The 17,936-nt window shown below is 50.0% G+C and carries 3 protein-coding genes; all 3 read right to left on the bottom strand.

The annotated features are described in order from the left end of the window. Window positions 1-130: 130 nt before the first annotated feature. Window positions 131-1,129 carry a PorP/SprF family type IX secretion system membrane protein gene (locus A3860_RS22800; protein WP_081150317.1) on the bottom strand — a complete coding sequence of 333 codons (999 nt, stop codon included), beginning with the start codon at window positions 1,127-1,129 and terminating at the stop codon, window positions 131-133. A gap of 186 nt (window positions 1,130-1,315) precedes the next feature. Beyond that, window positions 1,316-5,569, bottom strand: coding sequence for a PKD domain-containing protein (locus A3860_RS22795; RefSeq protein ID WP_245843595.1), 4,254 nt, complete (start codon window positions 5,567-5,569; stop codon window positions 1,316-1,318). A 61-nt stretch (window positions 5,570-5,630) separates the two neighbouring features. After that, window positions 5,631-17,897, bottom strand: a complete 12,267-nt coding sequence (locus tag A3860_RS22790) for an Ig-like domain-containing protein (RefSeq protein ID WP_081150313.1) — start codon at window positions 17,895-17,897, stop codon at window positions 5,631-5,633. Window positions 17,898-17,936 lie beyond the last annotated feature (39 nt).

The raw sequence follows: 17,936 nt of genomic DNA, 5'->3' as shown, positions 1-17,936 counted from the left end.
TTTTATAAGATCAATGTCTATTGTTTTCATAGGCAGCAATCGTTTCCTCTTGGTATATAATGACAGGGTATTGTTTTTAAATAAGCGGTTGGTAGAAACCAACCGCGTTAGGACATTGGTGTACCTATGACTATAAGCGCGGACAGACAAAATCCACTTCGGGTGTCTTTATTGATCTTCGACCAATAAATGACAATGAGATCTCAAAGCTGTTGGAGCCATGCGCCATTTTCCCCAGTTCAGAGGTGTTGACATCATAGCTAACCCCCAGCACCATATTTTTATGAGCAAACCCTACAAAGGGTGACAAAGCATCTTTAAAGCGGTAGTTGGCACCCAGCATCAGATCCGTTCCGGGCGCTGCGATGAGGCGGGCATAAGCGCCGGCCATTTTCTCTGAGGCCGATCCCTGTTTCAGGTACAGGAGATTGGGCGTCAGACTTAACACATCCGACAACGTAATGCGCACCCCGGCATGCGCTGTAAACCGCATGGGCAGGCGGGCATTACCGGTTTCACTGAACTTATCATCGGGCTGCGTCAAATGCGCCACAGAGAACCCGCCAAACAAATTCATTTTCTTTCCCGGTTGGGCATCGTAATACAGAATGCCGGCAGTAGCATCGAATGAAGTGGCAGACGTTTTACTGAAGCTTTCGGCCGATGTAGCGCCCGGGTTATAGCCGGTGATGGGGTTCCACTGATCGCCAAACGTGAGCTTGGAACGGTTGAATTTCCGTTGTATAACCCCGATCTGCATCCCCATCACAATGCGGTGGTATTCCTGCGGGCCAAAGCGTACGCCGTTATAGGCATAACTTGCATAACCGGTGAAATAATTATAACCGCCATCCCCGGCTTTCTGGTTCAATACACTCAACCCGAAACTGGAGTTCTTGTTCGTTGTGAAATCAACCGCCACACCCGGTGTGGTGAACGGACTGCTGATATTACCCCACTGCGAACGGTAGATGCCCGAGATGCGGTAATCGCCGTCAAACGCGCCGGTCAATGCCGGGTTTAACCAGGCGGGATATACATAGTATTGTGAGAAATGCGGATCAACCTGGGCCTGCAGGAGGTGTGTTCCCAGGCAAGTTAAGATCAACAGTATTAAATTCTTTCTCATCGCGTATAGTTTTGTATTGTATGAATTAAATCTTATCGTTTTTTTAAATTTCCTTTCTCATACCTCTTTCTCTTCCTGAAAAAATCCCGAAGTAAGAAGTAGGAAGTACGAAGAACCCGAATTTCATAGCTCGCGATGTTTTCCGCTTTTCTTACTTCTTACCTCCTACTTCCTACTTCTTACCTCCTACTTCACTATCGTTACAGACCCTGTCCTGGGCTGGAACCCATTCCTAAGGTGAATGACATAGTAATACGTGGCCATGGGCAATGGCTTGCCGCTAACGGTTCCATCCCAGGGCGTGCCGTAACCAGCTGAATAAAATACCCGCTGCCCGTACCGGTTGAACACTTCCACCGTACAACCGGGATAATCGCTCAGGTTGGTGATGACCCAGGTATCGTGTATGCCATCGCCGTTTGGCGAGAAGGCATTGGGCACATTGACCGGTTTCAGGATCTTGACTTTCAGAAAATCGGCTGCGGTGCACTGTCCTTCCCCGGTAGCCGTTAACGTATACGTTTCATCCATCATCGCGGGCAACAGGGGCCGTAACACATGGGGGTTACTTAAACCGGTTGGGGGCGACCAGTTGAACACCAGCACCGTTGAATCGTTGGCAGTGGGATTGAATTGCACCACGGTCCCCTGCGGCACGGTGAAGGAAGGCCCGGCATCGATGACCGGTTGCAGGTATACGACCACCGGTTTGGTAACCGGCTGCGAAGTGCAACCCGCTGCATTGGTGACCTGCAACTGTACCGTATAGGTACCCGGTAGCTGATAGCGTTTCACCGGGTTCTGTTTGGTAGCGGAGGTACCATCGCCAAAGTTCCAGTCCCATTTATTAATAGTGCTGTTGCTGGAAGTGCTTTCATCACTGAATGCATTATCTGATCCCTGGCACAGAGTATCGGGCGCTACAGTAAACGCTGCAACTGGTTTATCAAAAAACGAGGCGAACGTTTTTGAGGCACTGCCTGCGCAACCGAAGGCGGAAGTGGCATCTAACCGGATGGTATAAGAACCGGAAGCATTGTACACATGCGTAGCATTGGTCGCATGCGACACGGTACTGTTGTCGCCAAAATCCCAGGTGTACCCAAGGGCACTCTGATCTGCTACGGTGGTAGCATTTTTGAATTCGGCCGACCCACCCGGCATACATACCGCTGCTGGTAAACTGAAATCAGTTACCGGCAGCGGATGTACTGTTACTGACCGGGTTACTGTATCACTGGTGCACCCCTGATCACTCACTGCAACCAGCTTTACAGCATACGTGTTATATATAGACCATGTGTGTGTAAACGGATTTCCATTGGTATACGGCACCCAGCTGGCATCGCCGAAATTCCATCGCCAGCTGGTTATTGCGCCGGAGGCAATGGTTGATTGATCGGTGATGGTGGCCGACTGGCCCAGGCAAATATCACCGGTGGCCGTAAAGAGCGCCGTTGGTTTTGGATATACGGTGATCGTACTCGTTACACTCTCTGTACAACCGGCCGTTGTGGTAAACGTATAAGTAATGGTGTGCGTTCCCGCCCCGGCAACAGATGGCGTAAAGTTGCCATTGGCCGTTGTGCCGGGACCGCTGTAAACACCAGTTCCGGGTACGCCATTGGTTACCGCAGCGGTGGCCACCGATACCGGTGTGCTTATGTTGGCACAAACCGGGGCCAGTGCCGGATAATTTAACCGCGGCCGCAAACTGAATGTGGCGGCAACCGTTGTATCTTTTGTACAGCCATTGGCCGTGGTTACGCTGAACGTAATATTATAAGTACCGAACGAATAGGTATGCGATGGGTTCTGCAGCGTAGATGTATTCGGGTTAGCCGGTGTGGCACTGGGATCGCCGAAGTTCCAGCTGAAGCCACTCAGCGTTTGCCCATCGGGCACCTTGGTGGTATCGGTGAATTGTACAATACCATTATCGGGCAAACAACCTGCAGGATAACTGAAGCCGGGTTTTGGTTTGGCATATACCGTAACATCAACCCGCGCCGTATCACTTACACAGGTATTACTCACTTTCACCACATGTTTGGCGGTATAGCGGCCCCATGCCGGATATAATTTTGTTTGCGCATTTCCATTGGCAGCAGTGGTATTGGTATTGTTCCCATAATCATAATACCAACTATTGATGGGGACCGGACCGCCATAAGAAGATGTTTCATTGAAGGTGATGGGGCTGCCTTCGCAAACAGCCAGCGGCGTTGCGGTTAACGTAGTTACCGGTACCGCATAAATGGTAATGGGTTTGGTAACATCGGCCACGCACCCATCAGTAGTAACTACCTGCAATTGCACAGGCTGTGTACCGGCCGGGCTTAATAATTTGAATGGGTTCTGCAAACCGGTGGTACTGCCATCGGCAAAGGTCCATTTCCATTGGCCGATGGTATAGGTACCCGTTGAACCCGGACCCGTAAACGCTATTGTATCTTTTATACAGCCTGTGGGATGGGCAAAGGTAAAGTCGGCCGTAGGCTTTGGCTTAACTTCCACCGTGATCTTTAACTCTTCGGTATTGTTGCAATTGTCTAATGATAAACTGGTTGATTTTATAGGTATGGTGTACGTGCCGGGCGTGTTGAAAACGTAGGTGCCGGGCAACGTGTATTTATAATAGGTAATACCATTTACCGTTACAGTGCCTCCATAGCCGGTTGACGCCGGATCTAATGTCACATTGGCATTGGGTGTAACAACTGCCCCCAGTGAACTGATATTCCATACCAGCTTCAATGGCTGGTACCGGATGAGCGCCGACAATTTAACCGGCGTATTTACACAGGTGTATTTGTGCATGTTCGTTCCGCCATTGGCCGTATCGGGTTCGTTGTGCACACTGCCTACTGCATTCAGGTTGTTTAAATAGGTACCTACATTATAAGCATAGCTTTCTGCACCTCCCTGCCCGTAGGTAATGCCAGTGAATGCGGAATCACAGGTTACCAGGCATTGCCCCAATGGCGGCGCCGGTGGCAATGGACAATCCCATCGCTTTATGACCACCGAATAACCGGGCATATTAGGATGCGGATACACCAAACTAAAAAGGGAGTTGCCACCGATCTTTAAAGAACTTACTCCCGGCGATGGCAAAATTATCGTTACATAATTCACCTGTATGCCTACTTTATTGTTGCGGAAGAAGCCCACGTTTTTGATAGCCTGTTCAATGGGGCTTAGCACCACCATTTCAGGATCGCCCAAACCGCCGGCTCCCAAACAGCCCCCGCCGGTCATAAACTGCATCACTTCAATGGGTTTATCGGCTTCTATTACATCGGCCGTACTGCTTTCGTATGCATAAAAGTTGCCGTTTTGTAATGTAGCGGAGTATGGCGGACTGCTGATCGGTGTATTATTCACTTTGACTACCGTAGCCGGGTCACGCACGGCGATCTTATAAGTACTTCGGGCAAAAGAGCCTGGTGTTGAAGAACCCGAGAAGGGTGCGGTCAAATATTTTTTACCCCAGGCGTGTTGCGGAAACAATTGCTGGTTATCATTATCGCCGCCACCGCTACCACAACTGGCGGGGTTGGCTGTACGGCTGCTGCCGGCAAATACGGCAATGGGATTGCAATCATTGGCGCCATTGGCCATGGAGCGAATGGTAGTACCTGTTAGTTGCCGGCCCGAGCTGGCACTACCGCCATTACCATTCGCGTCGGCCCCGTCATTGGCGCCTATCATTTGATAGATCTGTCCTTTCATTAACGTGATGGTAGACGTAACCCCTGGCTGCAACCCCGTTTTATCCTGCGCCCTTGTAAGCACCGAAGGCGTAACCTGTATCACCGTATTGTCTTTACTGGCTAATACATAGATCCAATTGTAACAATTGCTCGCATAATCCTGCTTGCTGTTCAATGATACATACGAATAGCCCCAGGCAGTGACCGGCAATAACATAGTGGCACCGGAAGAGGTTAGTCCATATATAAGCGCATAAGCAACAATGGGCACATTACTTTCTATATGAATTCCCTTCTTTCTGAATACACCGGCGCCACCGGTGCCTGCAGGCGGCGGGTCAGTGATCAGGCGCGCATCATAATTGGGATCACTTAACGGATCGCCGGTAACCGCCGGTACGTTGGGAATGCCCTTGGGTATAATATCGGAGGCAATGACCGTATAGGCCGGGATCGTATAGGTTTTCCGCCACCAGGTGGCCGGCACCAGGCCGCTGCTGTCGATGGTTACCGTAACCGTGGCGGGCTGATCTTCGGCACTCAGGTATAACACCATATTCATATCGTTGGTGCCGGTTTCCATGAACTGGTGATGGCCATACCCTACCCAGAATTCCGTTCCCCGGTTCGATACATTCTGTGCCAGCGACCATATACTGCCCAACAAACATGCAACCACCAACAACATGCTCTTGCCCAACTTATGTTCACTACAACTCGCCATATTGCCTATTTTTTAGATGATTCATTATATTTATTCACCATTCACCATTGACCATTCACCACTATCTTATCAGATTTATAGCTCCTTTCTTATTCAATGTAGTTCCATCTGTGAGCACCATGTGGCACACATACATGTACACACCGCTTGGCTGTTGTTTGCCTTTGTAGGTGCCGTCCCATCCCCTGTTCTGGTCCTGTGTTTCGAACAACTTCTCACCCCACTGGTTAAATACCACCAGTTTCAATGTGGCGATCTTGTAGCCATATACTTTCAGTACATCGTTCAATCCGTCGCCATTGGGTGTAAAGCTGTTGGGGATGAAGACGCCATCGGGCAATACCTGTTGCGATACAGGCGCCGACACCGTCGCTGAACAAGGCCCATGCGCTTTCACGATGATGGTAACGGTTTGCAGTGGTTGCAATCCGGCCACTGTATGGGTCAATCCGGTTGAGCCGGAAGATGGAGGCGTCCACGTATTGCCACCATCGATCGACACTTCATATCCTGTGGCGCCGGGCACTGCATTCCATTTGAACCGTACAAGGTTACTCGAAACCGAATCAACTGCCACTACCGGCTGCAATACGCCGGCCTGCACGGCCACCGATACTTTGGTCATTTCGGAGCTGCAACCTGTTGTTGAAGTTTGTTGCACATAGTAATCGGTACCAGCCGTTACATTGATCAATGTTAATGTTGGTCCGGTGCCTATTACCGCGCCACCGTTTGGCGAGGCATACCAGGTGTAGGTAGCGGCCGCATCGGGGTTTTCTACCTTCAGCGTGGTATCGGTTCCGGTACAGATGGCTATCGAATTCACTTTTACAATGGGCAGCGGTTTCACCACTATTTGTTTGGTGGTATCGCCCACACAGCCATCTGCAGTTATTGATTGTAGTTTTTCGTTGTAAGTGCCAGGTGTATTATACGTGTAAGTAACCTGCTTTCCGGTCGCCTTGGTGCCATCATGGAAATTCCATTTCCACGAATTCACCGCAATACCGTTCTGTGCGGTTGCTTCGCCGATAAACGTTGCGATGTCTTTTACACAACCGGAGAAGTTCACGGTAAAGTCGGCTTTCGGCGCCGGCACTACCTGTACATAGATGAGGTCGCGGCCGGTATGATCACAACTTTCAATATCAGGATGATCGTACACGATCTCGATGGTATATACACCAGGCGCGCCGAACGTATAATCCTGGTTAAGCGGGAATATATAATGCTGAACCCCATTTATATAAGTGCTGTCTGCAGGAACCGGTGCGGTCACCGTAACATCTGCATTGGGTGTAAGGCCCGGTACGCGGCTGAATTTCCACGTTAATGTATTTGGAATGAATGGCAGGTAGGCGGTGAACCGGAATGGCGTTCCTGCGCAGGTATAATCAACCTTGTTGCCATTGTTCAGCGTATTGGAAATAGTGCCCAACCCCTGTAACGTTTTCACCATGGTGCCCACGTTGTACCCATAGCTTTCCACACTGCCCAATCCATACACCAGCCCCAGGTACGCAGAATCACTTTCCACAGAACTTTGTCCTGCCCCGGTGGGCCATTTCTTGATGGCTACGGTATAACCAGGCTGCGAATGCGCATAACTGTATTTGTCGGCAGCCGGGATCAAATTCCAGGGCACGCCATCTATCTTCAGGGAGTTCATGCCACTGTCGCGTAAAATGAGCGTGAGATAATTTATATCAATGGCCGATAAATTATTGCGGTAGAAACCGGAGAACTTGTTGATTGCCTGTTCGGCCGGACTTAAAATATTACTTTCCGGATCACCCAACCCACCGGTATTGGGACAGCTGCCCGATGAGGACATATACTGCACCATGGTTACCGGTTTGTCGGCAGTAATAATATCGGCCGTATTGCTTTCATACTGGTAATACCGGTTATTGATAAGGCTGCTGAGCGGCAACTGCACATTGTTGCGTTTTACCACCGTAGCCGGATCTTTTACCAGGATGCGATAGATATTTGTCATCAGCGAGCTGATACCGGTGCTATTGGAAGTGGGCGCCGTGAGGTAGGTTTTGCCCCAGGCCGAGTACGGGAAGGTCTGTTGCAGGAAGAGGTCACCCGATGAACCGGTGCCATTTCCACAACCTATACCTGTACGCGAACTACCGGTAAACACGCCTATAGGATGACATTCGTTATTGGCGTTGGGAATTGATTTTATAATAGAACCGGTAAGGTCGTACCCTTCACTGCCACCGATCATGGCACCCAGCACCTGGTATACCTCGCCCGCATTTAAGGTAACCGTGAATGGTACATTGGCAGGTTTGCCGGCCAGGGTGGGAACCGAGGGTGTGATCTCTACCACGGTATTGTCTTTATCGGCCACTACCATAATGGTAGTGTAAGCACCCGTGCTGCTATAATTCTGCCGGTTGTTCAATGAATAATACTCATAACCCCATACCCCAACCGGGAACAACATGGTGGCGCCGGAGTTGGCGCTGGCGAAAATATGCGCATACGCGGTAATGGGCACATCGCTCACAATGCTGATGCCGCGGTCGTACAACCCTTCATCGAGCAGGCGGGCATCATCGAGCCCCGTCTTCGGCATATAATCAGAAGCCTTTGTTGTAAATGGCGGAATGGTATAGTTACGTACCCAGTTGGTGCCATTGATGCGCACCTGCACATTGGCCGGCTGGTCGGTGGTGCTCATATACAATACCATTTCCTGGCTATTTGAACCGGGGTTAAAATCATAGCTGCGCTGGTACCCTACCCAGAAGCGCTTGCCACGGTTCGAACTGTCTTTATCGGGCAGTACCGGTGGCGCATATGGATTCACCAGGCCGGTGAAGCGATCGATATAGTTCACAGAATTTTGCCAGATCTTTTTCTTCAGCACATCTACGCGGCTGCTGAGGCCTACTACCCAGGCATTCGACACGGTTGTTTTGCCGAGGCCCAATTGGTACTGGTCAGGAACCGAACCCTGCCAGGGATCGAGGTAGAACAATTCCATATTGTAATCGTAATTACCACCGCCGGGCATATCCACTTTTGTATAGAAGAACATGGAATCGGGGCGTGGCGACAGTCCTGCGGGCACCACACCGGAGTACCGGCGCGCTTCCACTGCAGTGGGCACGGTTGGCCCCCAGGTAATTTTCATTACCGTATCGGTTCCGTACATAAATGTTTGCAACTGGTTGGCAACCGGTGCGGCTGGGGTGGCCGTCAGCATCGTTGGCAATGCCGTTGGATAGAACTCGTATGCACCCAGGTCAGGCACCCCTTGCGTAAGCGTCACCGGCCTGGTGCTGTCGTTAAAGTCGCGGTTATTGCCTGCTATCTGTACCCCACGGCCATGCATGGCCCATACATCGGGGTTGGCCAAATCGGGATGCAGGTCGGCATCGCTCACAAATGCCGGCGGATATACGATTGAATATTTATCCCAGTAAGAAGCAGCTTTCCAGTCGGCCAGCGTAGCAAACGCCCCAACAGGGTTGGCCCGTTGCACCAGCGTGGTTCCGCTTGTATACAACATATTGTAATCGCTGGTGAGCGACTGGCTGCTGTTGTTCACATACAGGGCTGCACCACCGCCTTTTGCCGAGAAAATGTTATTACGTAACAGCACATTGGTTGATGCGGTATTCAACAGGTACATGGCGTAGTTATTGGTGGTTGCCGCCGTTGTACTGTTCACCGTATTATTATAATAATTGGCTACACTAAAATTATTATGGTATAAGCCATACGAAGCGGTACCGCTTGTATTGATGGCCACCACGTTGTTCTGCACCCCGATGCCCGGTGAGCCCGAGAGGTAAATACCGTACAGGGTCCCGCTGTTATTGTTTACTGCCGTTACGCCGTTATTGGCCAGCTTGCCCCGAAGGGTGAGGGAAGAATCGCAATTGATCAACGCCAGGCCATACACGATAGTGGTGGCATTTTTAACCGTCACGTTGTTGCCGGTTACCTGGTAACTGGAATCGCAATCGATGGCGTAGATGCCATAAGCCTGTGCATTCACCGGACCGTTCACGGTAACTGTATTTTTATTCAACCGCACGCGTTTAATACTGGCGGCATAAATTCCATATTGCCAGGCGCCGCTCACGGTATTGCTGTCGATCACATGATCGGGGGTAAGCCCGGCGCCTGTTCCCGTACCGGCAAAGTAAATTCCACTGGCGCCGTTGTTGATGGTATTGCCTTTGATCACGTTACTGGTCCCTTTCAACTGATTAGCATAAATACCGGCTATGTTGTTCGAAGCAACCGTAACAACCGGGGCTGTTACAATACAATTCACAATGCTGTCATAGGAAGCAGAACCGGCCAACTCCACTACCCTGCCGAACGACGTGTTGGTACCGGAAACAGTGAGGTTACGGAAGATGAAATGAGTGGCACTGTCGAGCTTCAGCGTATAGTTAGCCGAAGTGGTGCCCGCATTAGTCAGGTTCACTGAACTGGCCACACTATTGGCGCTCTGGAACGTTACGGTATTAATGGTTGAGGTATTTGGAATATAAGGTATTCGTATCTGCTCGTTGTAAGTACCGGCTGCCACATTGAACACTACGGCACCGGTAATACCGCATAACAAGGCATCCACTGCACTCTGGAAGGATGTAAAATTGGTTGCCGAGGCTGGCAGGCCGGGATCGATGGTATACGTGCCAGCCAGCAGGATCTTATTCAGGATCACCTGTACCGGGGCCGTATACACGGTATTGTTGGTGCAGGTGACTGCTGCGCGGTACCAGGTACTTAACCCGGTTTTTGTATTGAATTGCGGGAAGTATTGCACGGGACTGATGTTGGTCCAGTTGGTCACTCCATCGAACGATGATTGCCATTGGAAGGTAATAGCTCCCAGCGGTGAATGCCCGGTCACCGTTAAGACGATCGGCGTTTCCAAACATACACCGGAATTAGGCGTCACTATTGCGGTGCCCGCCACCGGTGGGGTTGCGCAAGGCAGCGGTGCAAATTCATACGCGCCTATATCGGGCGTACTGGCCGAACGGACTGCATTCAGGATATCTGTTCCAATGCCTACGGGCGTACCCTTGTTATCGAGCGCGGCCAGTAATGGCATATAGTTGCCATTGCTTACGTCGGTATACAGCGGGTTCAGGCTGTACGAACTGGAATCTTTACCTGTTGCCGCCACCCAGTCGGCCAGCGTGGTACGGTTGGCCGTATAATAACCCACATGCGCATTGGTGGCATTCACAAAGAAGTCGTTGTAGTTCGATAGCACTTCACTGGTGGTTGAGCCAAGGTAAAAGGCGTGTTTGGTGCCGGTTCCTCCCCTATTTATAGTTACTATGTTATTGAGGAACTGAATACCGGTTGCTGAAGTGGTATGGTAAAAGCCCACACTTACACCGGTGGCCGTACTCAGCGTATTATCGATAGAAATGGTATTGTGATAATACCAGATATTGTTGGAACCGGCATTATACAGGGCATAGATGGGCCCGTTGCCATCGAGATCATAGAACAGGTTATTGCTCACTGTATCTTCTGTGGCAGCAGAGATGTTGTGATAGATGCCATAGAAGGTGGCGGTATTGGCGCTGATGCCGCCAAAGAAACGGGAGAACCTGTTCTTCGTAATGCTTAACCGGTTGCTTGCTGCGGTGTTAACATAAATACCATACACACTGGTGGCCGTATTGGTGCGCACCGCCCGCGTAAACACGTTACCTGCTACCGCGGTATAATTGGTACCGGTTATATACAATCCATAGTTATAGAATTCCTGTATGGTGTTATTGGTAAAGCTGTTGTTGTTCAGGAAACCGGTGGTGGCGGTATTACCCACGAGGGTTATACCATAATAACCACCGGTAATGGTATTGCGATCGAAGGCATTGCCATCGCACAACGTATTACCGGTTGTAATTGCGCCCGCATCAACTGAATTGATGACTATACCGGCGTAGTTGTTACTGGTTGATGCCACCGATGTATTGATGGTACACCTGCGGAAGGTGTTTGAATCGGCATTGTTGATCAGTTGCACCCCATAACCATAGGTGCCGCCGCCTGCTTCCACCACCAGGCTGTCGAAAATGAGATGGTCGGCGCCATTCAATTTTATGACCGCCCGCTGTGCGGTGGCTGTAGCATTATACGTGATGGTATTGCCGTTGCCATTGAAGGTAATGGTATTGATGGCCGATGTTCCGTAAATACTATCCAGGATCAGTTGTTCTGTATACGGACCCGATGCCGTTACTACATTAAACACAACTGGACCGCCAATGCCGCAACCCATGGCTGCTTTGGCATCGTTAAAGGAAAGGAAGTTACCGCCTGGTTTGCCAGGGATATAGGTAGACGTGCCATTTTTATTAATGGTATAGATTCCATTGGGCAGGGCCGGGTTCACCACCAGTTTAGCCGTATCGGTATATACGGTATTGGCGCCGCAGGAGATTAGCACCCTGAACCAGCTGGTGGTATCGGCAATAATAGTGGTATCGGGTGTCAGCATCGGCGCGCCGATGTTGGTGTAGGGGCCTGCCAACTGTTTGGCCTGTTGCCACTGGAAGGTTTGGCCTGAACCAAAGGCCCCGATGTTCACATGGAGATATACCTGTTTGTACTGACAGATGGTACCGGGTGTAATATCCACGGTGCCATTTACCAATGGGAGGCTACAGGGCGATGGCGTGAATTCATAGGCGCCAATATCGGGTGTGGTGCTGTTGCGTGACACATCCTTAATATCATCGGCCACACCAATGCCGGTGCCTTTATTATCAATACCCGCATTGCCCGGAGTGTAATCACCAGTAGCGGGGTCCACAAAGGCGGGCGTAATAGACAAAGAGTTTGCATCCAAACCGGTGGCCGTTCTCCAAACGGCCAGGGTGGCACGGGCTGCGGTGTAATAACCTACTGCATTTGTTCCGGCTGCTGCCTTGATGTAATAATCATTGTTATCGGCACCGGCAGGCAGGTTCGAAGCCAGGTAAATGCAATACTTCGTTCCGGTTCCACCCCGTGTAATGGAAATAATATTGTTAAAGAAGAAGATACCGCTGGCAGTAGTGGTTTGGTAGAACCCTCTTGTTGCCGCAGTTGCGGTAGCACTTATATTATCGAGTGAAATGGTATTATGTAAATACCAGGCATACCCTGAACCCGTATTCGCAATGGCATAGATCAATCCATTTCCATTGATGTTATAGATCAGGTTATTGCTGACGATATTTTCATTGTTCGTTCCACCTGTAGAACCGCTGGAATTATTAAAGTTAATACCATAGAAAGCCGCCGTACTGGCAGGCGCGCCGCCAAATGGATTGGTGATGCGGTTCTTCGACACCAGACAACCTGCGTTTTTCTCGGTGGTAAAATAAATACCATAGAAGTCAGTCACACTGGTACGTGCCGGCCGGCTGATGCTATTCTTTTCAATGACGGTTGCATAACTGCCGGCTACATAGATACCGGTTGAGTAAAAATCCTTAATGATATTATTGCTGATGCGGTTATTTCCGTTGGCGCCATTGCTGAAAGTGGCTGCCAGTGTAATTCCATAATAACCGCCGGTAATGGTATTGCCCGAGAAAGTATTATAGTCACTCAACACGGTGCCAGTTGCTACCGGTCCGGCATCAGTGGCATTTACCACGATACCGGCAAAGTTCTGCGCGGTGGAAGTGGTTGACACATTGATGGTACAGTTCCTAACCACGTTCGAATCGGTATTGGGCATCAATTGCACGCCGTAACCGTAGGTACCCAGGTTGGCATTGATGATGAGACTGTCAATAATGATGTATTTAGTGGCCTTTAGTTTTATTACAGCGCGCTCATTGGTATTGGTAGCAGCAAAGTTTAGTACGCCGCTGCCAACACCTTTAAAGGTGACCGTATTAACAGCCGATGCGCCTGGTACTGCCGTCATGATCAACTGTTCATTATACGTTCCCGTACCGGTTGCTACATTGAACAGCACAGGCCCGTCGATGCCGCATTTGATATATTGATAGGCGTCGTTAAAGTTGGCGAAGTTGGTGCCGCCGGTTGACTGTGTATTGTTAATGGTAAACGTACCATGAACGGGTACAGGCGAAATCACTTTCACCGTAGTTGAATTAGCCGATGTTCCGCTAACGGTACAGGTGGTAACCAGGCGGTACCAGTGTGTACCCACCTGTGAAGTGGTATAGGAAAGACTGGTAGCGCCGGTAATATTGGTCCACACCGTGCTATCGGCGCTCTGTTGCCATTGGTAGGTAATGCCGTTACCGGTGCTGATACCTGATGAAGTTAACGTAAACGGTTCTACGCAAACAGTACTGGTTGAGGAAGCAGCTGTACCGCTATTAGGCGTACCTGAACAATCGGGCCATTCGGCCACCAGGATATCATCGAGCCCGATATCGGTAACCCCGTAATCGGAGGTTGCCTGAAAGCGGATGACTGTTGTTGCTGAAGTAGCATTAAAATAAAGCGTCTTTTGCGACCAACTGCCACGGGTGCCAATGCTATCGACGCGGGTAAAGCTGGCGCCACCGTTTGTTGATAACAGAATGGTGACGATATCATTACCATTGGTATTAATATAGCTAAAGGTTAATCGTTTATTGGGAGCACCGGTGCTGGCATTGATGTACAGGTCGAACTTGCCCTGTGCTCCGTTGCTGGCATCATAGCTGTGGAAGCGGGCTGAGTAAGTTCCCTGTGCAGCCGCCGGTGTATACGCGCCGGTATTTGAGGTCCAGGCTGCAGAAACACCATCATCATTCCTTCGCCACGATTCATCGCCGGTAGCGGGATTATTGTTCCAGAAATTATTGGGCACATCGTGCACATCGCAACCATTTACCCAGGTATTTTCAAAGCTTTCCGTATAAGGCAATGGTGCATAGGAAGGCGCCCGCATGGGCACTAATACCGGTACTGAGGTGGCCGATTGATTACCATTGGCACAGGTGATCAGGATGCGGTACCACGTAGCTGTTGTTTGTGAAGTGGTCAACGTTTCGCCGGTAGCGTTGGAAATATTTGTGTATACGATATTATCCGGTGACGATTGCCACTGATAAGTAAGGCCATTCTGCAGCGGCAGTCCATTTACACTCAACGAGAACGGCGAGCCCGGGCACACCATGGTGTTGCTCGATACGGTAGTACCAGGCACCGGTGTTCCTGAACAATTTTCCAGGTTGAAGAGCATGAGGTTATCTATGCCGAGATCTGAATCAAATCCGCCATCACCGGTTGCCCTAAAGCGAATGACGGTGGTAGCGGAAGAAGAAGTGAAGTTGACCACCTTTCTGTCCCAGGTACCATTCAGGGTATAACCGGTGAGGTACGTAAAGGTCACTCCCCCATCGGTCGACAGCAACACCTCGAGGCTATCGCTGCCCGAGGTATTAATATAATCGAACCGCAGGCGTTTGGTGGCAACGCTGGTATTACAATTCACATAGAAATCGAGCCAGCCTTTTGATCCGGCTGAAGCATAGTAACTATGGAAGCGCGCTGAATACGAGCCATGTGATGCCGGTGGCGTGTACGCACCGCCTGCAGGCGTTACCCAGGCAGCTGCAGCGCCATCATCGTACCGGCGCCAGGAGTTATTACCTGTAACAGGTTGGCTGCGCCAGAAATTATTGGGGATATCGCGCGTATCGCAACCATTTATCCAGGGACCTTCAAAACTTTCTGTAAAGGGCAAGGTGGCATACGATACCGGTGAAGTGTTCACCTGCAAGGGCGCCGACAACACCGTTGAAGCACCGCAGGTAACGGCCACCCGGTACCAGGTGCTGGCGGTTTGCGAAGTGGCATACACGGCGCTCACTGCGCCGGTTATGTTTGTATAAGTTACATTGTCGGGCGAGCTTTGCCATTGGTAGGTTTGTCCCGAACCGGCCGTTCCGCCACTAAGGCTTAACGAAAAGGTGATGCCCGCACACACCGGGTTGGACGTGCTGGTGACTGTACCAGGTACAGGCGGTGTTGTACACGCGGCTGAGGTAAATTCAATGGCGCCAATATCGGGGGTTGAAGAGCTGCGTGCCGCGCCGAGGATATCACTGGTAACCCCCAACGCTGCGCCCATATTATCCATAAACACATTGGTGGGCCGGTAATTGCCGGCGCCGGCGTTCACGAATTGCGGATCGACCGATACACTGCTCACATCAAAACCCGTTCCCTGCCAGCCTGCCATGGTTGACCAGGCCACATTGTAATAACCAATATTATTGGTACCAGCCGGCGCATTCATGTACAGATCGTTGTTGGCCGAAGCCGTAACACCGGTGGTAGAATAATAAAGGCAATATTTTGCATCCGTACCATTCCGGGTTATATAAATAAGGTTATTTTTCAGGTATATGTTGGAACCGAATACATAACAGCCATAGGTAGCGCCTGCTGTGGCAGCTGCATCATCGAGCACAATGCTATTATGATAAATGTTCCAGTTACTGTAGCCGGGTGAATAAATGCCATAGATGTATCCTGCGCCATTATTGATATTATAGATCAGGTTATTCTCGACCCGGTTGGGGTCTGCCGCTGAATTGCCGGAAGCGGTCAAATAGATACAATAGGCGCTCGAACTGTTGCCTGTGGCGCCATCAAACAGGTTATGGATGCGGTTCTTTTCTATCAGCGTACCGGTAGTGGTAGTGACAAAAATACCATAGGTGGTTGTCACCGTTGACCGCGATGGCCGCGAAAGGTCATTTCCCCTTACAATAAAACTGGTATTGCCGTACGCGTAAATAAAATACGAGTACACATCGCGGATATTGTTCTTCTCAATAACATTTCCCGTATTATAGGGCGCAGTACTTCCATACAGGTAAATACCGTAATAACCGCCATTGATGGTATTACCACTGATGAGGTTGCCATTACCGTTATTGCCTGTAGTAAACCCATTAGCCGATCCGTTTATCAGGATGCCGGCATAGTTGCCGGAAGTAGAAGATGTATTGGTGGTGATTGTACATCTTCTAATGATATTACTGTCGGCCCTGTTCATCAGCACAATTCCCCAGCCATAACTGCCGGCCGATACATCTACATTCAAACTATCGAAAATAAGGTGTTTGGCCCCATTGAGAATAATGGCCGTGCGGTTGTTGGCGTCGGAGGTATTATAGGCCAGGGTTGTTCCATTGCCGTTAAAGGTGATGGTATTTATGGCCGAAGAGCCGCCCACAAAAGGAATGGTCACCTGTTCGGAATAAGGCCCACTATTGGCCACTACATTAAAGATGACCGGGCCGCTGATACCGCACTTGATATAATTGATAGCATCGTTGAACGATTGAAAATTGGTGCCACCTGTTGGCTGGGCGCTGTTGATGGTATAGGTGCCTGCCACCAATGGCGGCGAGATCACCTGCACCGAAGTAGAGGTGTCCTTTAAACCACCGTTGGTACAGGTTACAATGGCCCGGTACCAGGTGGTTATGTTTTGACCGGTTGTATAATTGGAAGTCGTGGCGCCGGTAATATCGGTCCACGTTGTATTATTGGTTGAGGATTGCCATTTATAATTGATGCCCGAAGCGATGGTTTGGCCGCTCAGGCTTAATGTAAAATTCTGCCCCAGGCACACATTGGTTAATGTGGTGGCGGCAGTGCCTGCTTTTGGTTTACCGGTACAGGCATTGGCCGGCGTCCAGGAGAAAATAATATCGGGCCGGGTAGTCTGTGAACCGGTATTGGTAGTAGTAGTTATACCGCATACATTTCCCAGGTCATCGTTTACAAAAGTATGCGACCCATTAAACGACAAACCTGTTGTCCACGAGATGGTAGGATTTGCCGTCCAAAAGGTACCCGTGGAACTTGCTGGATCACCATTACATACTTCGATGAGGATATTATCGGTGCCATTCCAGAAAAACGGCGTTGGAAATGTAAATTCATTGGAACCTGTTACAGCCTGGTAATCTACCGGCGATGTCTCAACGGGCGTGCTGGTGAAATCGTCCCAGGAATTGGTTGACAAAGTTGCCACCGTTGTACCGCCAATTTTGAACACGAGTTTTTCTGTTAAGCCCGCCCCATTCAGGCTGAGCACATTAAACTTGATGGAAGATATGGTACCGGGCGCCATACCTGCAGCCTGTAGCTCAGACGCCAGGTAAAGGTATTGCGCGCGGTCTCCTTCCCAATAGTCCTGGATGGGACAAGGATAAGAGCTGGAGGCATTCCCGGTTGTACCGGTTCCAATAATAATATCGGTTTGGGCTTTTAGTTGTGCCATTGTAAATAGCATCAACAACAAACAGCCTATGTGTTTAATAAACCTGAATGGGTAGCCGTTTCTCATGGAGCAGTATTTTCAATTTAGGAATTCGTAGTTATGGGT

The organism is Niastella vici (genome assembly GCF_002077945.1).
Taxonomy (GTDB): Bacteria; Bacteroidota; Bacteroidia; order Chitinophagales; family Chitinophagaceae; genus Niastella; species Niastella vici.
The sequence above is the reverse complement of the archived record's forward strand: the minus strand, read 5'-3'. Positions and strand labels throughout refer to the sequence as shown.